This window comes from Dyella flava (assembly GCF_016904955.1).
Lineage (GTDB): Bacteria > Pseudomonadota > Gammaproteobacteria > Xanthomonadales > Rhodanobacteraceae > Dyella_B > Dyella_B flava.
Map to the genome: position 1 here is coordinate 20,450 of NZ_JADIKE010000025.1, position 23,974 is coordinate 44,423.

A 23,974-nucleotide genomic window follows, 5' to 3' on the forward strand; every position below is an offset into this window, starting at 1 on the left:
ACTTGTTACGCCAGGTATCAACTGAAGTGCTTCGCAGCGGATTTATGCGCGGCGTGGCAATAACTAGCATGTGCCTCTGTCAGAACTAACGGTTCATCGGGGACGCCATGATCGATCTCTACACCTGGAAAACTCCCAACGGGCGCAAACCCGTCATCGCGCTGGAGGCGCTGCAACTGGACTACGTGGTACATCCCGTGGACATCAACCGCGACGAGCAGTTTCTGCCGAACTTCGTAGCCGTGTCGCCGAACAGCAAGATCCCGGCCATCGTTGACCGCGAAAACGGCATGAAGCTCTTCGAGAGCGGCGCGATTCTTCAGTACCTGGCCGAAAAGACCGGAAAACTGCTGCCCACCCGTGGCGCCACGCGCTACAGCACCTTGCAGTGGCTGAACTGGCAAGTGGGCGGCGTAGGGCCGATGTTCGGACAACTGGGATTTTTCGCGAACCGCGCGAAGGAACGACTCCCGCTCGCCGTGAATCGATACCTCACCGAGTCCAACCGCCTGCTCGACGTGCTGGAACAGCGCCTGTCGCAGTCGGCTTACGTGGGCAGCGACGACTACAGCATTGCCGACATTGCCATCTATCCCTGGGTCGTTGCCGTGATTACCAACAATCCGGCCTTGCTCGCCGACGCCCGCGCCAATCGTCCGTCGATGGACCGCTGGATGACGAAACTGGCCGAGCTCCCGGACGTGATCAAGGGCATGAATGTTCTACAGGAAGCCGGCGTCAGCTAGATCCTGACGTGGTATCTCGCAACGACCCGGAATGGCTGTCCGTGAAGGGCAGAGCGGCTTGTGGCGATGTCTGCTTCGGGTGGAAACAGACATGACGGCCCGCACCGTTCCCTCCCCGGGCTCTCAGCAGGAAATCCGGCTCGAATTCCGTTACAACCAATTAACAAACTGTGCAGTATAGTTAACCCATGTCGAGAGACATCAGTCCCATCGCCTAGCCGGGCCTCCCCTCCCCGCGAAGCAACGTAAAGATGGATGAACCAAAACCCGCGGGTCCCCTCGCGGGTTTTTTATTGCCCCGGCACTGAACTTCTGTCAGCGCGCCGATCGAACGAAGGTGGCACTGCAAGAATCCGATGCGGGTCGATTCTGAAACTTGATAAGTTGTTGCCACGCTCAAAAGCGGTCGACGTCGATCACTGCCTTGGCGAAATCCCGTGGCGCCTCCTGCGGCAGGTTGTGGCCGATACCGCCGGTGACGGGGCGATGTTCGTACTTGCCGGTGAACTTCTTGGCGTAAGCGCTCGGGTCGGGATGTGGCGCGCCATTGGCATCACCTTCCAGCGTGATGGCGGGCACGTTGATGTTCGGTAACGTAGCGAGCTTCTTTTCCAGCGCGTCATACTGTGCTTCGCCTTCGGCAAGACCCAGGCGCCAACGGTAATTGTGGATAGCCACGGCAACCTGATCGGGGTTGTCCAGGGCTGCGGCGGAGCGCGCGAAGGTGGCGTCGTCGAAGCCCCACTGCGGCGAGGCGAGTTCCCAGATCAGACGCGCGAAGTCGTGGGTGTACTTCGCGTAGCCCGCTTCGCCGCGCTCGGTGGCGAAGTAATACTGATACCACCACTGCAGCTCGGCCTTCGGCGGCAATGGCGCGCGATTGAGTTCCTGGCTGCCGATCAGATAACCGCTTACCGAAACCAGCGCCTTGCACCGCTGCGGCCATAGCGCGGCCATGATATCGGCGGTACGCGCTCCCCAATCGAAGCCGGCGACGATGGCTTGATCGATCTTCAGCGCATCCAGCAACGCGATGGCGTCCACGGCAATTGCCGCCTGCTGGCCGTTGCGCTTGGTGTCGGCTGAAAGGAAACTCGTGCCGCCGTAGCCGCGCAGATAGGGAATGATCACGCGATAGCCGGCGGCTGCGAGGATGGGCGCGACGTCGACGAAACTGTAGATGTCGTAAGGCCAGCCATGCAGCAGCAGCACTGGCTTGCCATTGGCCGGACCATCCTCGGCATAGGCCACGTCGAGCACGCCGGCCGTTACATGCTTGATGGACCTGAAGGAGGTATGGCCACCGCTTGCGATGCGCTTGCCGGCGGCGGGTGCCGACTTGCTCGTCTGGGCCTGGGCGAGAGAACTGAGCCCAATGGAGCCGAGCGCGAGGCCCAAAGCCGACGCGCCAAGCAAGGTTCTACGCTTCTGATCGATCTGGTCCGACATGACGCCTTTCCCCGCAAGTTGATGTGGGCGTAGAAGACCATGCCGGTGTGTCGCCTCTGTGTTGAGACATGGCGGAATTGCAAGGTCATGTAACAGAGCGTCGGCTGGATACAGTGGGATACAAAACTCAGGAAGCCGATAGCCTCGGCTGACTTGGCAATGCGATGGCTGTCTTCAATTGTCCCTCCGACGTTGAAGGTGGGGCAGTGTTTGGCCGCACCGAGGGGATTCAAAGCAACATGGATCCCCGCTTACGCGGGGATGATGGCTCGAAAAACGTGGGGTTACCGCATAAGCAGATTACGTTTGCTGGTGGTGCAATCACCGAACAAGCAAACGCCACGCGTTTTGGCACGCCCCAATCAGCAGCGCGACCACCGCAACGTATATCAACCTCGACGCAAACGCACACGCCTCAAGCACGCTCACGCCGGCCATCACCAGTATCAAGGTCAAGACCATCGGCGCGACGTATTCCACGAGTCGCGTATTTGACAGTTCCGAACTGCGATACCACCGCCAATGGCTCACATGCCAAATGATGCGCGCGAGGCTCAGCCACAACAGACCCCATCCAATCACATAACGCGAAATGCCTGGAACCAGGAAACACAATCCAATCAGCAGCACCGCCAGGAAGTCGAAAAAACTGCGCTTGGCGACCAGCAGTATCCAGCGCCGTTCTTCGCTCGATGCAGTATTCAACTTCAAGGAAAGCGAGACAAACAGCAGACCACTCAAGGTGGCCGCGACTTCGGCAATCGTTGCGTAGGCGGTCTGCCATTCATTCATGGCTCCATAACTCCTACTGTTTGTGCGATCCCGTGTGGTCAGAATCGGGCCAGGTTCACTTGGCTCATGCGAAGTCCCTGCCAAGCGAACCTGAACCCATTTTGGTTGCTATGGCCCCGCCGCTGTCAAACCATATCCGGTGGCGCGTGCCTCGATTTGCGGATCAAGCGCACGCGCGGCGGCCAGATCGGCATTACCCGCATCCGTCTGGCCACTGCGGATTTTCGCCAGGCCGAGGCCATAGCGCGACCACGCGGAACGCGGGTGTCCAGCGACGGCCTGCTCGTAAGCCTTGATCGATTCGGGATAATGCCCCAACCGCAACTGCACCAGGCCGAGACTGTCGAGGTAGGCAGGGTTGTCGCCATCGCGCTTGATCGCCTTGCGGCAATCGTGCAGGGCATCGTCGAGCATCTGGTTGCTCAGGCCACGCGCCCAGCAGCGCTCGTTGAGTGCGTTGCCGAGCATGGCGTCATTGTTATGCAGGCGAATCCAATCATCGAGCAAGGGTAGCGCGGCAGCGGGTTGGTCGAGTTGGATGTAGAGAGCGGCAATCGAGCGCGCCTGCGTTGATCCCGCAGGTGCCAGGGCGACTGCCACCGTCACGTCTGCTGCCGCGCCGGTACGATCCTTGTGCCAGAGACGAAGTTCGGCGCGCAGCAGCAACGCATCGACATTCTTGGGATCCAGGCTCAACGACTTGTCCAGATCGGTGAGCGCCGCATCGGGCTGTTTGTCCGCCCCTAATGCCCTTGCACGCGCAAGATAGTAAGCGGCTTGATCGGGCGCCATGCGAATCGCTTCGTTCAGATCGGCTACCGCAGCGTCCGGCTCACCGCGAGACAAGTCTGCTTCGCCGCGCAGCGCGTAATCGCCCGCCGTCTTGGGCGTTTCGCCTGCGGCGGCACCTACACCGGATTTGTCGCCGTCGCTTGGCGCTGTGGCGAAGGCAAACACGCGACCGCCGTTGTAGGTGAAATAAATTTTCTCCCGACTGTTGGCGATGAACATGCGATGGGCGAGGATAAAATCCGCGCCCAGCAGCATATCGGTTTCACCGTCGCCAAATTTTCCGTCGATGACCTGCATCTGGCTGTGCTGGATGGTTTCCGTGCCAACCGAAAACGAATCAATGTTTACGGTCCATGTCTTGTCTCTCTTGCTGCCAACGCCGAAGGTGCTGTTGCCTTTCTTGACGTCTGGCGCATCAAGGTCGATGCCGATTCGCTCGGCGGCGCTGCGGCTCAGCACGGTGGCGGCCGCCCCCGTATCGAGCATCGCCCGCACCTTCTTGCCGTTTATCGTCACGCTGAGAAACGTCCGTTTGTCGATCCGGTTATCGGACGGCTCGATTTCAGCCATGTTGTAGCCATCCTTGGACCAATACGCCAGCGGCGCTTTCTTGCACTGGTCTGTGTCGAACAGCGTTAATTTGCCATGCGCAAGATCGATTTCCAGATCGGCGACATCGAGCAGGTTGGCGCCGATCAATCCATAGCCCATGTCGGTACCGCCGACAATGAAATCGATGTTGTTGAGTGTCGTATCGAGGATGCCGAATTCTTTGACCCGCGTGAAATGCGCCTCCGCGGTACCGCCAACACCCGTAATGCGAAACCAGTCTGGCGCAGCTCGTAGCTTGAGTCCTAACGACGACGCGTCAGCGCTCGGCATAACGTTGAAGAAAGCCCCGGTGTCGAGCATGAACCGCGTATTGTTCCCATTGATCTTCACCATGGTCGTGGCTCGCCCGCCAACCATTTCCACCGGCAACGTGCCGTAGTCCTTCAATTGGCAAACCCCTGCCTGAGCCTGGCTTGCAAGCAAGACGCCTACGCAAAGACAGCAGAAACGCAACATCCTCATCACCATTTCCCCGTGTGCCATGGCCGCCAGATGGAGGCCTGTCCGTTGAGCACCGACATTTCCCGTAAACCATTTCAGCACTACCCCTCTTCCCTTAATCCTATTGGGCAATGCTGCAAGCTGGAAGGAGATAAAACAGGCAAATGTATTTGCGACCATGAGTTGCGCAACGACCTTGGCCTTCTCTCCCAGAGAAATTTGCCGCTCGTTGCTGTTTACCTGATGTCCGCAATTGAAAGCGGATATTACGAGTCTTCACGTATGACCTGGACGAATAGCTCGTTTGTTGGGTGGCCACTTGAAACTCGCAACCGTACGGGGATGCCATCTCCATGGCGATACGTACTTTTAATAGTGAAGCGGGTCAGGGTGCTTTACTCCGCTTGCAGGAAAAGCGCGCCGACCCGTTTTTTTGTTCCAATTAATTCGGCTGCGTTCTGAATGCGCAGCACGTATCAATATACGATCAGCCCGCCTGATCGTGACTCAAGATGTAACGAATCACAGGGGTAATTGACACTCGTTTCTTCTTCCACGCCGATACTTGCTGCAGCAGACCGGCTCCGTTATAGGAACCCCAGCCGCTCGCATTGTCGTATCCGGTAACGGCGTTGTAGTAGCCGTTATTACCCGTGGTCACGTCATGCATGGCATTGGCATACCCTAAGCTGCTCTCGCCAATGGAATAGAGCGCAGGATTGGCGAACCCTACACGGACTTCAGTGGTGTGGGATAACGCTTTGCTGATGAGGCTCCACACGGCGGCCCACTGAGGTGCGGCCGCGCTGGTGCCACCCCAGCCACCCCAGCCAGCACCGCCATCGGCAGTGCACTGACTGCAATAGATATAGAAGCCTGTGTCCGGATCGCCATCCGCGGTAACGTCAGGCACGTTGCGCATGGTTTTGGAGAACTGGCTGGACACCGCCTTGACGCCGGCCTGGTAGTCGGGGATCGGCCAGTATTCGCTGATACCGCCGCCGCTGCCCGACGGATACGGCGACGTATCGGCGTCGTACCAAACGGATTCTCCGGAATAGCCTTGCGACGACGACGTCGTCAATGTCGTTGCACCAACACCGGTTGCATAGGGTTGCGATGCAGGATCACTGACACCCTCGGCCATTCCCCCGCAGCCGTTGTAGCCATAGTCTCCGGTTGCGGCAAACAAGGCGATACCTTCCGCCGCCATCTGCGTCAATATCTCGTTCTCGTCGCTTGCTGCTTCTTGCGTGATCTCTTGTTCGCATAAGCCCCACGACGTGCTTACCTGGCCGACGTGGTCGTCCTCGGCGATTTGGAGGAGCATGTCCAGGCCGTCGCCAAACGAATTGGGTGCTGTATAAACGTAGATGTTCGATGGGCTGGAAATGGCCATCACCATTTCGATGTCGAGCATCACTTCGACGGCATTCGTCGTGTCTGTGTTTCCACCATCGACGGCGATTTGCGTAAGCGTCGGGTTGGGCAAATTGTAATTGCTGGCATACACCGCGGCGTCAGAATAATTGGCCCCCGAGAACTCGACCAATGCGACGGGCTCGCCGCCATTCTCGATGCTGTTGAGGTTATAGGCCGTCCTGATATCGGAGGGTGTGTAGAGTCCATATGGGCCGGACCCCGCGCTCGGTTTGCTGTTGGCAGAATGGTGAGTGGGCACCACAGACGGCCTGAGTGGCGTTTGGTTCAAACCCACAACGCCGCCGCCCAAGCTGGAAAGATCGGACGGTGCCGTAGGAGTGGCATCGGCAGCGAGGTATTGCTTGCCCTCCTTGGTTTGACGCCAAACCATGTTCGCCTTGAAAAGATCGCGAACGGCTGCCGCACTACCCGAGACACTGAGCATGGTGTGACCTGCGTGTTCACGGGTGATCTGCAGGCCATGCTTCGCAGCAAAGGCTTTCAGCGCCGAATAATCATCCGTGGAAGGCGCGAACCTGGATTCGAAATCCGACGCGCTCAGGAAATGGTGGTAATTCGGATTTAGCGGGTTGTACATGCTCTTCAGTTCACGGCTTAGCTCGTCTTGATTCCGCAATTTCAGGGTTAGCGCAAACCGGACGCTCTGCGAATCGTCCGCGGCTTTCACGGTGATATCGGGGGCCGCATTCGTGCTGTCCTGAGCCTTCAGCGGCGCGGCTGCCATTAGCAAGCAGGTCAATAAGAATGTGCCTGTCAGCCCCGCACACGTTTTCCGCATCGCGGATAACACACGGGCCTTTGACGTCCATTTGCGTTTTAGCACCATGATCTGAAGTCCTGAAGGTTAAAGCTGTAATCAGTTAGGGTCGTGTCCGTCGGTTGGCGATGGCTGCACGAAAATGCACCTCGGTGCGGCAACACACGGCAACGAGCGATTCCCGATCGCATGCCGCGACCGTGATAGCCCGCTGAAGGTCCCCTGGTTGCCGCCGACGCGTTCCCGAATTATGAGTTGTAAACCGTGACGCCGATGATCGTCGGACGACCCGCTGTACAGACTGTGTTCGAGACGGTAACGACGACTTGCGATCCCGTGGAGAAGGCGGTCAAGACAGCTGCGTACATAGTGTTGTAGCCTCCGTCGCTGATGCTCATGACGTATCCATCCGAATACGCGCAGCCCGCCGGATTAACAACTGCATTGGTCACGGTGATGCTAAAGGTGTCGGCGCTCCATCCTCCGCTGACCGAAACGATTGACCCTACCGCGCCGGTGGTTTGTGCGAATGCGGTCTGGAGCGAACCCAGGGCTACGACGCATACGATGGCGACGACCTGCATGATTACTTTCTTGAACATAATCCCCCCTTGTAGAAATTCCGTTTAAAAACACCAGTTACCTGCTTTGAAACTTTGAACAGTCGCGCCGCTCGCAGCTGATGCAGAGTCGCGTATAACCCCTTGTGCGCCTGCGTCGAAAACTAGGTGGTGAACGGGGCGTTCGTTACGGTCGAACAGTTATGGATCTTGCCGTTCTTATCACGCACCTGCAAGCGTCGAATTGGACACGCTGACCAGCGCATCTCGCTCATCGAGGGCATACCCGGTTTTGTGACGTTTGGGTTGCGGTTTCAGCCGGTCGATGCAGCACATTGCTGAATCGCGGTCGAAAGCGGACTCCATCTTGGGCGTGCCTTTTAGGGGGATTAAGAGTGCTTTAACTCATTGAATCGGGGAAGATGATCCGATACAGATTGTTAATAAGAATGATTCGCACTATCCTTACTCTTCTGGATACCGGCCCAGGGAAGCGGCGCAGGTGACTTCAAAATAGAGAAAGGGTGTGCGATGCGGGGGCCGAAAACGCGGGGGATTGAGCAACAGGCATGCGGTCCGATGATGCCGGAGTCTGTGCGGAAGCTGCGCTGGTCACGGCTTTATTCGCAGATACGCACCACTTACGGCGCGGCCGGGGGTGTTGTCGGGCTGAGTCTGATCATGCTGCTCGCCGCCCATGCCACCGAGCCAACTGCGCTGACGCCTTCACCTACGTCACCATCAACCGCTGCGAGCGATAGCGCACCCGCGAGTGCATCGTCCACCGTCCAGGCGCTGCAGCCGGTGGTGGTCACCGGGAACGCGTTAACGGTACAAGAGCAGAACCAGGCGTTCGACACGGCACGCGATCAGATTCTCCTGCCGAAATTCGGTGCGACGGAGTACACGATCGATCAGCAGGCCATTGCTACGCTGCCGCAAGGTCAAAACACGCCGATCGATAAAGTGCTGCTGCAGGCTCCGGGCGTTTCCTATGACTCGGCGATCAGCAATCCGGATTTTCACGTGCGCAATGAATACGCGAACGTGCAATACCGCATCAACGGCATCCAGCTCCCCGACGGCGTCTCCGCGCTGGGCTCGGTGCTGGAAACCAGTTTTATCGGCAATCTGAATCTGCTCGACGGCGCGCTGCCCGCGCAATATGGCCTGCGCACGGCAGGCGTGGTCGACATGACCACCAAGAGCGTTTTCGATAACAGCGGTCAGGTCGATCTCTACGGCGGCAGTCAGGGCACCATTAGCCCGAGCGTCGAATACGGCGGCACCACCGGCAACACGCAGTATTTTGTAACCGGCCGTTACCTGCAAAGCGATGAGGGTTTGGAAAGTGCCACGCCCACGACCAACCCGATCCACGATCACACGACCCAGGAAAAATTCTTCGGCTATGGCTCCACCCTGATCGGGAATAACAGCCGCCTGACCTATATGGGCGGCGCCTGGGTTGGCGAGTTCCAGATTCCGAACGTGACCGGGCAAACCCCGCTGGGCGATTATGGCCCGACCACTCTGTCTTCAGCCAACATCAACGAGAACGAGACCGATCGCTTTTATTTTGGCCTGGTCGCGCTGCAAACCCAGTACGAAGACGTCAATACCCAGTTCTCGGCCTTCACCCGCTACGCCGCCACCGACTTCGTCCCCGACCTGTACAACGATCTGGCCTTCAACGATGTCGCCTCGGCCGTTACGCGCAAGAGCATGGTCGATGGCGTGCAGTTTGATATGTCCGATCGCCTCAGCGATGCACACACGCTGCGCGCCGGCTTCGGGCTGAGCCTTGAGCAGACCCGGGTGAATAACCTGTCGACGGTGTTGCCACTGGACGCCGAGGGCAATCCCCTGCCTACGCCGATCAACCTGGATGATTACACGTCCAAGCGCGGCTGGGACGTAGGTGGTTATGTGCAGGACGAATGGACGTTGAGCCCGGATATCACCCTGAACACCGGTGTGCGCTTCGATCAGATGGAGCAATTCGTCACGGCCCACCAGTTCAGTCCGCGCATCGCGCTGATCTACAAGCCGCTGACGGATACCACCTTGCATGCCGGCGTGTCGCGCTATTTCACACCGCCGATGCAGGCACAGGCGACACCGAACAATCTGGCGCTTTTTCAGAACACCACGCAAGAGCAGACGATTACCCTCGATGATCCGGTGAAGCCGGAGCGCGCCACCTACTTCGATGTCGGGGTGGATCAAACGCTGCTGTCGGATATCACCGCCGGCCTTGATGCCTATTACAAACGCTCCACCGATACGCTCGATGACGGTCAGTTCGGTCAGGCGGTGGTGCTGAACCAGTTCAACTACGCCCATGGTTTCAGCCGCGGCGCGGAGTTCAAGATCAACTATCAGCACGATGGGCTGCGGGTATACGCCAACGCTTCGCACGAAATAACCATGGCCAAGGAGGTTGTCTCCAACCAATACCTGATTGGTGATCCGGTCGAGCTGGCTTATTTGGCGGAGCACTACACGCCGGCCTCTGACGCGCAAAAGCTCACCGCATCCACTGGCGTCTCCTATCGCTGGGGCAAGCTGCTGGCCAGCGTGGACGGCATCTATGGCAGCGGGTTGCACCAAGGTTTTGCCAATCTGCAAACCATTCCCGGTTATACCCAATGGAACGCTGCGATCGCCCGGGACTTCGCGCTGTGGCGCAACGGTCTGCAACCGCTTACGGTGCGCCTTAGTGCCATCAACCTGTTCGACCGTAGCTACCTGCTGCGTGGCGGCACCGGCATCGGCGAGTTTGCGCCCCAATACGGCCCGCGCCGCGAAATCTTCCTTGAGCTGACCCAGAAATTCGGTGGCAACTCATAACCCGTCGATCAGCCGTTCGATTTTTGCAAGCAATCGTTCGCAGGTATTTAGCGTTGACTGCGCAGGACATCCCGCAGAGCCTCGCTATAGGAGCGGCTGACTCTTAACGGTGTGCCATCGAGCAGACGCAGCAACGAGTCCTTGTTGGTCAATGTCTTGATGTCGGCGATCAGATCGACACGCACAATCGTCGAACGGTGAATTCTTACAAAGCGACTTGGATCGAGCTTTTCAAGCAAGTTGTGCACGGTCTCTCGGAGTAAGTAGGCCTTGCCCTTGACGTGCAGACCGGCGTAGTCACCCATCGCTTCCACCCACTCTATCTCGCCCGCACTCACAAAAACGGAGCGATTACCTTCCCTGACCATAAAGCGATCCGGAAACGGAGCCTTGTTTTCCGGCGGGGCTTGCGTCAGGTTTCTGGCCAGTCGTCGTTGCGCCAGCATTTGGCGCGATCTCGATAGAGCTTCGTCAAAGCGAAGATCGTCAACAGGCTTCAATAGGTAATCAAGTGCGGATACCTCGAAAGCCCCTAACGCAAATTGCTCATACGCGGTCAGAAATACGATAAGCGGCCGATCGTCCCGCGCTACGTCGCGTAATACATCCAGCCCGCTTATGCCTGGCATCTCGATATCCATGAACACCAAATCCGGCGCCAGCTGCGTAAGTTGCATCCTGGCCGTTTCGCTATCCTCAGCCTCGCCAACGACAATGACGTCTGGATGTTCGGCAAGCCGCCGAATAACGCCGCGGCGCGCAAGAGGCTCGTCATCAACCACCAGCACGCGCATGGGTTGATCAAGCGTTCGCATGGTCGTGATGCTCAAATCGCCGATACGGCATATCGATGGAGACTTGCGCACGCCCGTCTCCTGAAACATTTAGCGTCAAGCTCTGATCTTCGCCATAAAGGTGGCGAAGACGCTCTTCGACATTGCGCAGTCCAACCGTCATTCTGTCGCCGCCTGTCGCTTTCTCCGCATCTTGCACGGCGCCATCATTTTCAAGGAACAGCTTCAGGCGATCGCCTTGTACATGAAGCTGTAACGAAATCCGGCCTTTTCCGGGACGGTTTGCCACACCATGCCTGACTGCGTTTTCAATCAAAGGCTGCAACAGTAGATAAGGTATCGCCGCACTCATCGCTTCCGCGTCCACGCTGCACGACACCTCCAAGCGCGGGCCTAAACGCATCTTCTCGATATCAAGGTAATACTCCGCCAGGGACAGCTCCTCCGCTACGGAAACTTCGTGCCCGCCTTTAACGGAAAGCGTTGCGCGTAAAAAGTCGGCAAGCCTGGCAATGGTTCGCGTCGCGTCCTGCGGCCGATCGTCCATGATCAGGGAGGAGATCGCGTTAAGCGTGTTGAAGAGGAAATGGGGATGCAATTGATAGCGCAGCGCGAGCAGGGTCGCTTCTTTCGCCGCTGCCGTGGCTTGCAACGCGCGATGCCTCTCCTCGATGGTGACCCGGTAATAGCCTGCGGAGATGTAGATCGCACAATAGGCAATCAGCAATATCCAGATGGTCTGCGAGCGAAGAACGACCGTTTCCCAGCCAAATTGCCCCGATACGACGTGTGTGAAAAGCGCCGCCTTGTACATCAAAGCGGTTGCTCCCAGGGCCAACGCAAACGTCGCAACCGCCAATGCCCCGGTCATGCTCAGCAAGGTCGCACCGCGCGCCCACATCGCCTGCAGCAGCGGCGTAAGAAATAGCGCCGCAACCGAATAGAACGCAAATAGCAATGCGTCGAACCACATCAGACTGGGCTTGTCGAGCATCACCGTGAGCGCGCCGACGATGCAGGCAAGCAGGCATGGCAACCATCCCGCCAAAACGACCATATACAGCGGCGGTTTGCTACGCCTTGGGGTGTGCGTCTTCATTCGATGGTTCTATGCGGTCACTTGGCCGAATCGTACTGGTTTGGCTTGTGCTCGCATGAGTGCGAAACGTCCTGTCTCGACGAGGGTGTCGGAGTTATCCCACCCCACCTCACCCATCAACTCATTGATTTAACGATGAAATTGCGACAAAGATATTCTTAACCATTCGCTCGTGACGAGGTTATATGGCCTCCCCGCGTTCTGCGACAAGGACAATCAGCTAGCGAGGTCGGCGACCAGGTCGTCCCCACTGCGCATAGCACCTACTTCGGGGGAAAGGATGCTTGTCGCGACCAAAGCACGCACGCCCACCGCCGAATCAGATTGGTAATCCAATGCGCTGTGGCGGGTCGCGTGTACCGCTCGAAACCGATTTATATTCATATCGCTAACCGCCGTTCAAACGGCCAGGCGCTCGCCCGCCAACGATATCAATCCCGAATTTCCGATAATTTCTTTCTGCCTCGGCAAACAAACCTTACGCAAATCGTAGCGTTCTGTAATTGTGCGGCGGGCCTGATCGCGGATCGCTTGCATCCGGTCAGGTTCCTCGCATACACGGTTGATCGCATTTATCAGCTGGTCTGCCGAAAAGAAATCCACGAGCAGGCCATTCTTACCATCCTCAATCACTTCTTCCACAGGTGGCGTTCGGGAACCAATCACCAGGCAACCTGCAGCCATGGCTTCCATCATCGACCAAGACAATACGAAGGGGTAAGTGAGATAGATATGCGCAGTTGATACTTGCAATACTCGCAGAAAGGTTGAGTAAGGAAGCTTTCCAACAAAATGAAGCCGAGATGGGTCATAACGCCCCTCGATTTCGGCCAAGTATTTTTCGCGATAGGTGCCCTTCGGGAGCCGACTGCCGTACGACACATCATTTCCGCCTACGACAATGAAGTGCGCCTTTGGCCGCGCTTTCATAAGTTCGGGCAATGCCCGCATGAATATGTGAAAGCCGCGATATGGCTCAAGGTTACGACTCACATACGTAATAACCTCATCCTTACGAGTTAGCCGCAATTCCTTTTTAGGAAATTGCACGAACGCCTCTGAATCGGGAGCCACTGCATCTGTGTCAACCCCATCATGAATCACTTCAATCTTAGGTTGATACGTCGATGGAAACCGCGTCTTCTGCCAGAGCGTCGGCGCGATACCAATATCGGCCTGCTCCAGCGCCATCAAATGATGAAAATTTCTCACCCTTAGACGCAGAACATCCTCTGCTTTGCTTGGAAACTCGGGATCGAAGTTAAAGTTCTGGCCGGTCGTGTGGTAGTAGAACTCGCAAAAATGGATGAGTCGAGCACGTGGAAATACGTCCTTTAGAAATAAAGTTTCCCCCAACCCGGATGCGCATAGACCACGTCCGGATAGAAACCTGCCTTCTTTAGCCGCAACAAGGCCGTCAAAACCATGTGGCCCCGTTTAACTGCAGCCTCTGTGGCTCATACCAACTTAATTGACCGGCAACACCGCTAGCATTTCCGGAAAGAGAGTCGGTAATCGTCAAATTATAGTTGGACATAAAATTCTACTCGCTCCTGTTTTTAAGAATGGCACTTCCAAAATTTAAAGCCACATCAATGAAACGTCATATACGGATTCCCGCATCCCCCAGCACATATTTGAATAACTTTGCCATGCGATATCCATACGTAGCCACCCATAAAGCTGCTAATCCCCTGATTAATTCCAAGTTCGTGGGGAACTGCTCGCACAACTTCAACATAAGGGATAGATGCTATTTGGCTGTAGTCACGTTCTACTTCCGCTGGACTACTATAGACATGCTTTTCGTCTTGCCGGGCTGAATAAAAATGAAAGAAAGGATAATTAAGCAACGCTGCGAAAGCTTTCTTATCTGACCTCAGAAGAGCCGCTTGTACCGCGTAAGCTGTTTTTTCGTTAGCCTTCCTATCCTCTTCATCGGTTTGCGGCAGAGAAATATCTCTAGATAAATCTATGGACTCGGACGTAATTACCCCTACGCCTTCCCACGTGCCGGATAAGAACTGACAGTTGTAGTCTTGTAAATGATTCCGATCGATATATGGCCTGGACGGCACGTTAAAGTTCAGGTTAAGTTTTCCAGTAACTTTACCTAGATCATCCGTCTCGACTAGGTTCACTTCGTTGCCGTCATGGCTAACAGTGCCGGATACCTGCAATACGCCGGGCTGATGGTTGTAGCCATACTCTCCCACTAAAAGTCCCGATGCTGCCTGGTACTGAAGCGCCATGCGTATGTAGTGATTTCCCAGCGTTCCCTCGTACACCCATTCGTTTTGAAACTCTTCAACATAGCTAGGACATCCGCCACTCGCGGGACGACTAAGTAGCGTCGAGCACGAAAGAAGCACCAAGTTTAAAAAAAAGATAAGTCGGCGTTTGGTTATAACCATGGTTTTTACCTGGACCTGGACGGGTAACAACATGAGCTGAAGGTAAAACATTGAGCAAATTGCGATGCATAACAAAGTGGACGGTCAGCTCAGCACCGCAAGGATTGCCGCTGACATATGCCTTACCAGATTAAATTAGCTTTCGCGCCACGCGACTAGCACGAGCGCCAACGGACGCAAATTTGAGGCGCCTGCGTGATAGTTCTCGCAGCGCAAATAGGTATGGATGATCGCGACAAGCTTAGTAATCACCGTGACAGGTTGAGCAGCATCGACAAATGTCAGTCTCACGCGAATTTTGCATCGCAGCAAAATATCAAGAAAGTCCATATTTATTAATATATTACGCTTGACGCAGAAAAATTTGGATCGAGGCAAATTTTTCGTTTACAGTCGTCGTGACTGATTTGCAGATCCAGGGTCTGCGCATCACGGCGGTTGAGTGCGTTTTGCACATGATCGGGATCCGGTTTTCTCCCGAAAGTCTGTCGCTGACGCTTCCACCTAACGACAGCTTTTAATCATTCCGGGAGAGTCCGCATGGTGTCTCGTCGACAGTTCCTGCAGGGCATTGGCGCGTTTGCGGTATTGGGTAGCCCTTTGCCTGCGCTGGCACGGCTGGCCGATGGCGTTGCTGCAAAGAAGCCGCTGGCGAATGAAGTCGCCAAGGCGGCGGGCGGGTTTTCGCAGTATGTCGATGTGTTTATCGGCACCGGTGGTCATGGTCATACCTACCCCGGTGCATCGATGCCGTTCGGCATGGTGCAGCTCAGCCCCGACACCAATGATGCGGGTTGGGATGCGTCGTCGGGTTATCACCAGGCCGATGGCTCGATCATGGGTTTTTCGCATACGCATCTGAGCGGCACCGGTGCGGCCGATATGCTCGATGTGCTGGTGATGCCGGCGCAGGGTCCGGTGTTGTTGCAGCCGGGCGAGCGTGGCTTGCCGGATGTGAACTATCACTCGCAGTTCGACGGCGCGCCCGGTCCGGGACCGCAGCTGACGGCGAACAGCAAGGCGCATCCAGGCAAGGGTTACCGTTCGCGGTTTGATCGCGCTTCGGAGCACGCACGGCCCGGTTACTACACGGTGCATCTGACCGATCACGATATTCGTGCGGAATTGACCGCCGGCCTGCGCGCGGGTCTGCATCGTTACACGTTCCATCGCCAGGGCAGCGGACATCTGCTGGTGGATCTGGCGCATGGCTTCCACGATGACTACAAGGTGCCGTGCAAGGTCACCGATGCGCAGTTGCGCGTGGTCGGCAACGATACGCTGGTCGGTGGGCGTCGCGTGCACCAGTGGGCCGACGGGCGCCATATCTATTTCGCGATGAAGGTGTCGCGTCCGTTCTCGCAGGCCACGCTGTATTCGGAAGATGCCGCCGCGCCCGACGGCACCACCACCTTGCAAGGCACGCATTTGAAGGCGGCCTTGCATATCGACGATGTCGCCGGTGAGCCGGTGCTGGTCAAGGTTGGCATCTCGGCGGTGGATATCGACGGTGCGTTGCGCAATCTCGAGGCGGATATTCCGGGCTGGGATTTCGAGCAATTGCTGCAGACCGCCACGGATACCTGGGAGCGCGAACTCAGCCGCATCAAGGTCGACACCGCGTCCAAGCGCGACATGCGCGTGTTCTACACCTCGCTGTATCACACCATGCTCGCACCCACGCTGTTCAGCGATGCGGACGGGCGTTACCGCGGCATGGATCTTCAAATCCATCAGCTGCCGCAGGGGCAGAACAACTACAGCACGTATTCGCTGTGGGATATCTACCGCGCGCAGCATCCCTTGCTGACCTTGTATCAAGCCGACCGCGTGCCGGACCTGGTCAACTGCCTGGTGCGCATGGCCGAGGAAAGTCCGCAAGGTCCGCCGGTATGGCCGCTGCAAGGCGTGGAAACCGGCTGCATGATCGGCTATCACTCGGTGGTGTTGCTGGCTGAAGCGCAGGCCAAGGGCTTTACCGGCATCGATTACGACAAGGCCTGGCCGATCTATCGCAAGCGCGCGATGGACGATGACTATCGCGGCCTGCCCTACTACCGCAAGCTCGGTTACATCCCCAGCGACAAGGACTGGGAAGCGGTCAGCAAGACGCTGGAATACGCCTATGACGATTGGGCGGTCGCGCACCTCGCCGACGCCGCCGGTGAGAAAGAGCTGGCCAAGACCTTGCGCGAGCGCTCGCGCAACTATCGCAACGTGTTCGATGCCAAGATGAATTTCGTGCGCCCGCGTGGCGTGGATGGCGAATGGCTGGAGCCGTTCGATCCGCGCGGCATGGGTCATTCCAAGCAATGGCGCGACTTCACCGAATCCAATTCCTGGGAAGCCACCTTCCTCAACCAGCACGACCTGTATGCCTATATGGGCCTGTTCGGCGGCCCGGATGTGTTCGAGCGCAAGCTGGATGAGCTGTTCACCACCAGCCCCAAGCTGCCAGCGGATGCACCGCCGGATATCGCCGGCATGGTCGGCCAGTATTCGCACGGCAATGAGCCCGGCCATCACATGGCTTATCTGTATGCGTACACCGGCGCGCACTACAAGACGCAGGCACGCGTGCGCATGCTGACCGTCAGCATGTATCCGCCGGAACCGGATGGCCTGGCCGGCAACGAAGACTGCGGCCAGATGAGTGCGTGGTACATCATGAGCGCACTGGGTCTGTATGCGGTCGATCCGGTCAGCACCAACTACGTATTCGGCAGCCCCTTGCTGGACAAGGCGGAAATCGCCCTGGCCGGCGGCCGCACGCTGGTGATCCGCACGATCAACAACGGACCGAATCGTCCGTATATCAAGTCGGTGACGTGGAACGGCCAGCCGTGGACGAAGAGCTGGATCAGCCACGCTGAACTGGTTGCCGGCGGCACGCTGGAATTCCAGATGTCGGATACGCCGAACATGCAGTTCGGAGCTGCCTTTGCCGATCGGCCGCCCTCGTTTGGCGCGCCGGCCAGCGAAGCCATTGTTATCGACGCTGCTTAATCAACGAGTGTGACATGGCGGGCCCGGTGCGATTCACGGTCGTCCGGGCCCCCTCTTATGTCGAGCACAAAGCCTTCTTCCGCCCCCTCGATGCATTTGGACGTCCAACTTGTCAGCCGAGGCCAGTTGCTGGTTATTTCGGGCCATTCGTTCGGCAAGGGCATTCGGACGTCCGAACCAAATCGTAAACGGCCTGCACTAAGTCTTGCATCGCTGTGGGGTGATGCATGGTTGACATGATTACCCAGCATGTCAGCTCGGGCCGCTTCCTCTACTCCCTAGAACAATGGGAACGGTCCTTGAAGCCCCGGCAACCTGTCCCCGGTTGCCGGGGCTTCGCTTTTTTTGCGCGCTAAACCTGCTCTTGCGAGCATGAGTTCGTTCCGACAACGATAGGTTTGCCTCGGCGAAGTGCCGAAATGACGCCGCGCATGCAGCAAGCGACGGGCTTTAGACGGCCGCGAACGACAGCAGGCGCGCCCGATACTGACTCGGCGATTCCCCCGTCCAGCGCCGGAATGCCCGGGTGAAGTTGGCCGGATCGGAGTAACCCATGCGCACGGCGATTTCGTCGAAGCGCAGCACGGGATTGAGCACATCACGCAGCGTGGCTTCCTTGCGTGCATCGTCCACCAGGCTGCGGAAGTTCAGGTCAAGCCGTTGCAGCTTGCGCTTGAGCGTGCGGCTGGACATGCACAGGACGTCCGCTGCGGCTTCGATGCCCGGGTAGTCGCCCTCATGACGCTGCAGCACGTCCATGATGCGGGTCACCAGATCATCCGAACGGCGCAGGCGCGCGCGTTCGTGTTCGCATTGCATCTTGATGTATCGGTAGGTGGACGCATTGGCGTTGGCCAGCGGCCGGTCCAGGTCGGCGACGGGAAAACGGATCTGGCATAAGCCGGTATCGAAACGGGTCGTGACGAGACGCTTGCGATAGCGCGCGTAGTGCAGGGGCTCACCGTCCTTGTGCCAGATCTCGATATTCGGCAACAGTTGCTGGGTCAGTTGTTCGCACAGGCGGGTGGTCATCGTCATCAGGCGATCCACCGCGCAGATGCGCATCGGCACCCTCGGTGCGAGATCATGTATGCGCAGCTCCGCGTAACCATGGCATTCATCAAGCTGCATGGTGAAGGTGGTGGTGCGCAGGTCGAGGAATTCCACCCACAGCTGCAACGCCTCGCGCAGCGTGGCGCAACTCATCAAGCCGTAGCCGAGCGGGCCATGCCAGGTCAGCGTACTGTGCAGGCCGATGTGATAACCAATACCGGGATCACGGGTAAGGCGTACCGCGTTGGTCAGCAACATGGCGTCCTGATGGGTGGTCAGGCGCGCATGTTTTTCGAACTGCGCCGGCTGGATGCCGGTACCGTCCAGCGCCTGCTCGCGCGGGATGCCCTGTTGTTCCAGCAGTTGCAGCAGCGCCGCCGCGTATTCGATATGCACATCATCTTTGTACATCCGCTGCCTGCGGTGACCTGCACGCTCCGGCAGCGTGATGTCAGAAGCTGCTTTCGCTAGCGACACAACGGTTTGCTGCTGGGGAGCGGCGTGGAAATCCAGATCTCGAAGATGTCGAGCTGTCGCGTAAGCCATCGTGCTTCTCCCGCAATGACCAGCTGGTCCGCCGTGCGCCGGCCAGCCTGTTCAATCGGTGTGTTGAAATACCAGTCAATGACCCGTTCCAGGCCATGACACTGCGCCTGCGCGGCATCCAGCACCGCCAGCAATTCGTCGGCAAAGGCGTGCCAGGCCAGACTCACACCACGTTGCAACCAGCGCTTGTGCAGATCCTGCTCGGTGAGGCCGAGCCAGGCGGCGAGCTTGCGGCACGAGATGCTGCCGGTGGCGGGGTCGGAGATATCCACCAGGAAGTGGAGAAACTCGATGGCCGCTTTGCTTTTGCGTGAAACCATGGGCGCTGATCCGGTCGAGCACCGACGGATGCGGTGCCGCACAGACCCACCTTGGAATACAACTGTGCAGGAAATTTGGAGATTCCGTGGAATCGGCGCCTCGCGCTTGAAACGCGCCGGAAAAACAGGCGCTAATGCGGCCTAGGGCCTGTTTACACTATTTGCGTGGCTCGCGCCGGGAGCTGTTTGCGCGCCAGCCAAGGAAGAGCGAGGGAGTGTACGTCGGTAAACGACTGAGCGATGACGCCGGATGGTGGGCAAACAGACCCGACCCTTACGGGTTGTCGTTGAGTGGCCGCCATGCGGCAGCGCGCGGCTTGACTTGGCAGCCAGCCAAGCCGGCGCCACGCACTACCACCTGACGACCACTCAACGACAACGCGAGCTACGCAAATAGTGCAAACAGGCCCTACCACCCCACTGACCAGCAGATCCATGCGACCCGGCCTCTCCGCCAAACTTTTCCTGGCCATGTTCGCGGTGGCCATTTTTGCCGTGCTGGCGATGGGCATCGCCGCGCGCTGGAGCTTCGATCGCGGCTTTCTGGGCTACCTTTCCCAGCAGGAAGATCGGCGCATGCAAACCATCGCGACGTCGCTGACCGCCGCTTACCGTGAGCACGGCAGCTGGGAGTTTCTGCGCGACAACCCGCGCGCCTGGTTCGAAGTCATGCGCTCGATCGGCGGTCCCGCGCCGTTTACCGGCCACCCGCACGGCGGCCGCGGTCCGGGTGATGATTTCGGCATGCCGCCACCCGACGAGGGCGGTCCACCCCTCTCCGGCCATCCGCCGTCGCTCGCGCATGGCGACCTGCCGCCGTTCGGCAATCCTGGCCAGCCGCCGGCCATGGGCCATCCTTCGTCGTCACCGTTTGCCGTCTCCGATCTGACCGGCACCGGCATGCGCTTTACCTTGCTGGATGAGCAGGAGCGATTCCTGTTCGGCAATCCCACCATCCTGCATATGCCGCATACGCTGAAAGTGGCGCTGAACGTCAATGGCCGCACGGTCGGCTGGTTGCTGATGCTCCCATTCCGCGCGGTCACCGAGGCGGGCGACGTGCGCTTTCAGGAAGGCCAGTATCGCGCGAGCTGGCTGATCGGCGCCGCCGCGTTGTTGCTGGCCGCCTTGCTCGCGATCTGGCTGGCGCGCACCTTGCTGACTCCGGTGCATCGCATCGCCAAGGCCACCCGTGCGGTGGCAACGGGTGATTACACTGCGCGCGTCAGCACCCCATCGCGCGATGAACTTGGCCAGCTCGCGCGCGACTTCAATCATCTGGCGACCGTGCTGGAGCGGAATGAATCCATGCGCCGTGAATTCGTCGCCGATGTGTCGCATGAACTACGCACACCGCTGGCAATCATCCGTGGTGAACTGGAAGCGCTGGAAGACGGCGTGCGCCGTTTCGACGCGGCAGCCATCAAATCCCTGCAAACGGAAGTGAGCACGCTGAGCAAGCTGATCGACGATCTGTACCAGCTTTCGCTGGCTGATCTGGGCGCGATGGTTTATCGCAAGACCGATCTGGATATCGGCAAGCTGCTGGCCGCCACCGCCGAAGCTTTCCAGGAACGGTTTCGCAAGGCCGACTTGGCGCTGGAACTGCGCCTGCCTGCATCACCGGTGATGATTTACGCTGACGAGAGCCGCCTGCATCAACTGTTTGCCAACCTGATCGAAAACAGCCTGCGCTACACCAACGCCGGTGGCCGTCTTTGCATCGAATGCACACCTGGCGACGACAGTGTGACGATCGAGTTGATGGATTCGACCCCCGGTGTCGATGAAAAGAACCTGCCGCGCCTGTTTGAACGCTTCTATCGCGTGGAAGCCTCGCGCAATCGCGCCAGCGGCGGCGCCGGCCTTGGCCTGGCGATCTGCCGCGCCATTGTCGACGCCCATCGCGGTTCCATCGCGGCGCAGGCTTCGCCGTTGGGCGGCTTGTGGCTGACGATCGGTCTCCCTGTCGAAGGGAGCTGAGATGGAAGGTGCCGTCGACAGCCTTGCGCACATTCTTGTGGTGGAAGACGAACCCAAGCTCGCCGCGCTGGTCGGTGATTACTTGCAAGCGTCCGGTTACAGCTGGCATTGGGTCGCCGACGGCCGCGACGCCGTGCCGGCGGTGAAAGCACAACCGCCCGACCTGATCCTGCTGGACCTGATGCTGCCGGGGCGCGATGGCCTGGATATCTGTCGCGAGCTGCGCAGCTTCAGCGATGTACCGATTGTGATGCTGACCGCGCGGGTGGATGAAATCGATCGCCTGCTCGGTCTGGAGCTCGGCGCCGACGATTACATCTGCAAGCCGTTCAGCCCGCGCGAAGTGGTGGCCCGCATCAAGGCGATCCTGCGCCGCGCCCGATTACCGTTGGATGTCAGCAGCACCACCCTGAACATCGACGACGCTACCCATCGCGCCGTGTTCCACGGCGCCCTGCTGGATCTCACGCCGGTCGAATTCCGCCTGCTCAAAACCCTGGCCGCGGCGCCCGGCCGCGTGTTCTCGCGCGACCGTTTGCTGGACAACCTCTACCTTGATCATCGTGTTGTCACCGATCGCACGGTAGATAGTCATATCAAGAACCTGCGCCGCAAGCTGGAGCAGGTCGCGCCGGGGCAGGATCCGATCCGTTCGATTTACGGCGTTGGTTATAAGCTTGAGATCGACTGAGGGTGCCACTGTCCTGAGGTAGCCGCCATGCGCAGCGATGTCCTGATCGTCGGTGCAGGTCCCACCGGCCTGGTACTGGCGTTGTGGCTGACCCGGCTCGGCATCAAGGTTCATATCGTCGACAAGGCCGCCGAGCCCGGCACCAGCTCGCGCGCACTGGCGGTTCAGGCCAGAACGCTGGAGCTCTATCGGCAGCTCGATCTGACCGATGCGGTGATCGAAGGCGGCCATCAAATACCGGCGGTCAATCTCTGGGTGAAGGGTGAACGGGCGGCGCGTCTGCCGATCGAGGCAATCGGCGCGGATCTGACGCCGTATCCGTTCATGCAGGCATTTCCCCAGGATCGGCATGAGCGGCTGCTGATCGATCGCCTGGAAAGGCTAGGTATTACCGTTCAACGTCAAACCGAACTGACCGGCTTCAGTGAGCAAGACGGGCATGTACTGGCGCGTTTGCGCGGCCCCGATGGCCACGAACAAAACTGGGAAGCGAGCTATATCGCCGGCTGCGATGGCGCGCGCTCGCTGGTGCGTGAAACGATCGGCATGGGCTTTCCCGGCGGCACGTATCGGCAGGTGTTCTATGTGGCCGATGTCCAGGCAGCAGGACCATCGCTGGACGGCGAATTGCATATCGACCTGGACGAAGCCGATTTCCTGGCGGTGTTTCCCCTGGCTGGAACGGGTCGCGCGCGACTGATCGGCACCGTGCGCGACGAACGCGCCGAGCACGCCGAAGACCTGAAGTTCGAGGATGTCAGCGAGCGTGCGATCAAGCATTTGAAGGTGCAGGTCGATACGGTGCACTGGTTTTCCACCTATCACGTGCACCATCGCGTGGCCGAGCATTTCCGCATGGGCCGCGCCTTCCTGCTTGGCGATGCGGCGCATATCCATAGTCCCGCCGGCGGCCAGGGCATGAATACCGGCATCGGCGATGCGATCAATCTGGCGTGGAAATTCGCCAGTGTGCTGACCGGCTGCGCGCCGGAAAGCCTGCTCGACAGTTACGAGGCCGAACGCATCGGCTTCGCGCGCCGACTGGTGTCCACCACCGATCGCGTCTTCAGCTTTGTCACCGCGGAAGGACGCATCGCCGATATCATGCGCACGCGCATCACGCCCCTGCTGCTGCCCAAGGTGGCCCGTGTCGACGTGGCACGCGAATTCCTGTTTCGCACGGTGTCGCAGCTCACCGTGAGCTATCGCGGCGGTCCGCTCAGCCAGGGCTCGGCCGGTCATGTGCATGGCGGCGACCGGCTGCCCTGGGCCGTTGCCGGTTATGAAGACAACTTCGGCAGCCTCACGCTGATGAACTGGCAGGTGCACGTCTACGGCACCGCCCGGCAGGAACTGGTCGACTGCTGCAAGAGCCTGGGTTTGCCACTGCAGGTGTTCGACTGGCAAGCCGAATACGAAGCGGCCGGGCTTACCCAGAATGTGCTCTACCTGCTTCGGCCGGATACGTATATTGCGCTGATCGATCCGGCCGGCATGTGGGAAACACTGGATCGCTATTTTGTTTCGCGCCAGCTGAAGCCGTTGATGCCGGCGCATTAAAGCGAATCCCGCTCCCCCCACGTGTGCGACGGAAGCTGGACTCGTCCATAGATATCCGGATCA

General features: G+C 58.5%; 17 protein-coding genes and 1 pseudogene. 6 read left to right on the top strand and 12 right to left on the bottom strand.

Going from position 1 to position 23,974, the window contains the following annotated elements; translation table 11 throughout:
• The first annotated feature begins 107 nt into the window (after positions 1–107).
• Positions 108–746, top strand: a complete 639-nt coding sequence (locus tag ISP19_RS02395; protein ID WP_204679361.1) for a glutathione S-transferase N-terminal domain-containing protein — start codon at positions 108–110, stop codon at positions 744–746.
• A gap of 396 nt (positions 747–1,142) precedes the next feature.
• On the opposite strand, the gene ISP19_RS02400 is transcribed toward ISP19_RS02395, so the two are convergent.
• The 5 genes from ISP19_RS02400 to ISP19_RS02420 form a co-directional block, all read right to left on the bottom strand.
• The gene (locus tag ISP19_RS02400) at positions 1,143–2,195 is read right to left on the bottom strand and encodes an alpha/beta fold hydrolase (RefSeq protein WP_204679363.1); all 1,053 of its coding nucleotides are present in this window, start codon (positions 2,193–2,195) and stop codon (positions 1,143–1,145) included.
• A 321-nt stretch (positions 2,196–2,516) separates the two neighbouring features.
• Positions 2,517–2,987, bottom strand: coding sequence for a hypothetical protein (locus tag ISP19_RS02405; RefSeq protein WP_204679365.1), 471 nt, complete (start codon positions 2,985–2,987; stop codon positions 2,517–2,519).
• Positions 2,988–3,095: 108 nt separating this feature from the next.
• Positions 3,096–4,853 carry an aspartyl protease family protein gene (locus ISP19_RS02410; protein WP_239556413.1) on the bottom strand — a complete coding sequence of 586 codons (1,758 nt, stop codon included), beginning with the start codon at positions 4,851–4,853 and terminating at the stop codon, positions 3,096–3,098.
• A 466-nt stretch (positions 4,854–5,319) separates the two neighbouring features.
• Positions 5,320–7,101 carry a S53 family peptidase gene (locus ISP19_RS02415; RefSeq protein ID WP_204679367.1) on the bottom strand — a complete coding sequence of 594 codons (1,782 nt, stop codon included), beginning with the start codon at positions 7,099–7,101 and terminating at the stop codon, positions 5,320–5,322.
• A gap of 179 nt (positions 7,102–7,280) precedes the next feature.
• Positions 7,281–7,634 (bottom strand): hypothetical protein, encoded by a 354-nt coding sequence (locus ISP19_RS02420; RefSeq protein ID WP_204679369.1) that lies wholly within the window; start codon positions 7,632–7,634, stop codon positions 7,281–7,283.
• Positions 7,635–8,171: 537 nt separating this feature from the next.
• Between ISP19_RS02420 and ISP19_RS02425 the strand changes: the two genes are divergently transcribed.
• Positions 8,172–10,445 (top strand): TonB-dependent receptor, encoded by a 2,274-nt coding sequence (locus ISP19_RS02425; protein WP_204679371.1) that lies wholly within the window; start codon positions 8,172–8,174, stop codon positions 10,443–10,445.
• A gap of 47 nt (positions 10,446–10,492) precedes the next feature.
• On the opposite strand, the gene ISP19_RS02430 is transcribed toward ISP19_RS02425, so the two are convergent.
• The 5 genes and pseudogenes from ISP19_RS02430 to ISP19_RS02450 form a co-directional block, all read right to left on the bottom strand.
• Positions 10,493–11,311 carry a LytR/AlgR family response regulator transcription factor gene (locus ISP19_RS02430; protein WP_338082363.1) on the bottom strand — a complete coding sequence of 273 codons (819 nt, stop codon included), beginning with the start codon at positions 11,309–11,311 and terminating at the stop codon, positions 10,493–10,495.
• Entirely contained in the window at positions 11,247–12,338 is a 1,092-nt protein-coding gene (locus tag ISP19_RS02435) for a sensor histidine kinase (RefSeq protein ID WP_204679373.1), read from the bottom strand. The genes ISP19_RS02430 and ISP19_RS02435 overlap by 65 nt, the downstream gene beginning before the upstream one ends.
• Positions 12,339–12,737: 399 nt before the next feature.
• Positions 12,738–13,442: a glycosyltransferase gene (locus ISP19_RS02440; protein WP_425489213.1), complete on the bottom strand. Its 705-nt coding sequence runs from the start codon at positions 13,440–13,442 to the stop codon at positions 12,738–12,740.
• A gap of 30 nt (positions 13,443–13,472) precedes the next feature.
• Positions 13,473–13,765 (bottom strand): annotated as a pseudogene (locus ISP19_RS21585) (hypothetical protein); the annotation flags it as partial.
• Between the two features lie 165 nt (positions 13,766–13,930).
• Complete coding sequence (locus tag ISP19_RS02450; RefSeq protein ID WP_204679379.1) at positions 13,931–14,752, bottom strand: hypothetical protein; 822 nt, start codon at positions 14,750–14,752, stop codon at positions 13,931–13,933.
• Positions 14,753–15,292: 540 nt separating this feature from the next.
• Between ISP19_RS02450 and ISP19_RS02455 the strand changes: the two genes are divergently transcribed.
• Positions 15,293–17,758 carry a GH92 family glycosyl hydrolase gene (locus ISP19_RS02455; protein WP_204679381.1) on the top strand — a complete coding sequence of 822 codons (2,466 nt, stop codon included), beginning with the start codon at positions 15,293–15,295 and terminating at the stop codon, positions 17,756–17,758.
• 450 nt (positions 17,759–18,208) lie between these two features.
• Here ISP19_RS02455 and ISP19_RS02460 read toward each other — a convergent pair whose 3' ends face one another.
• Positions 18,209–19,222 carry an AraC family transcriptional regulator gene (locus tag ISP19_RS02460; RefSeq protein WP_204679383.1) on the bottom strand — a complete coding sequence of 338 codons (1,014 nt, stop codon included), beginning with the start codon at positions 19,220–19,222 and terminating at the stop codon, positions 18,209–18,211.
• A gap of 56 nt (positions 19,223–19,278) precedes the next feature.
• Positions 19,279–19,677, bottom strand: coding sequence for a hypothetical protein (locus ISP19_RS02465; RefSeq protein ID WP_204679385.1), 399 nt, complete (start codon positions 19,675–19,677; stop codon positions 19,279–19,281).
• Positions 19,678–20,112: 435 nt separating this feature from the next.
• Here ISP19_RS02465 and baeS point away from each other — a divergent pair, with 435 nt between their 5' ends.
• Genes baeS through ISP19_RS02480 form a run of 3 tightly spaced genes read left to right on the top strand, consistent with a single transcriptional unit; the run spans position 20,113 to position 23,911 of the window.
• Positions 20,113–21,660 (top strand): sensor histidine kinase efflux regulator BaeS, encoded by a 1,548-nt coding sequence (baeS, locus tag ISP19_RS02470; RefSeq protein WP_204679387.1) that lies wholly within the window; start codon positions 20,113–20,115, stop codon positions 21,658–21,660.
• Between the two features lies 1 nt (position 21,661).
• Positions 21,662–22,351 carry a response regulator gene (locus ISP19_RS02475; RefSeq protein ID WP_204679389.1) on the top strand — a complete coding sequence of 230 codons (690 nt, stop codon included), beginning with the start codon at positions 21,662–21,664 and terminating at the stop codon, positions 22,349–22,351.
• A gap of 27 nt (positions 22,352–22,378) precedes the next feature.
• Entirely contained in the window at positions 22,379–23,911 is a 1,533-nt protein-coding gene (locus ISP19_RS02480; protein ID WP_204679391.1) for an FAD-dependent oxidoreductase, read from the top strand.
• The last annotated feature ends 63 nt before the right edge of the window (positions 23,912–23,974 follow it).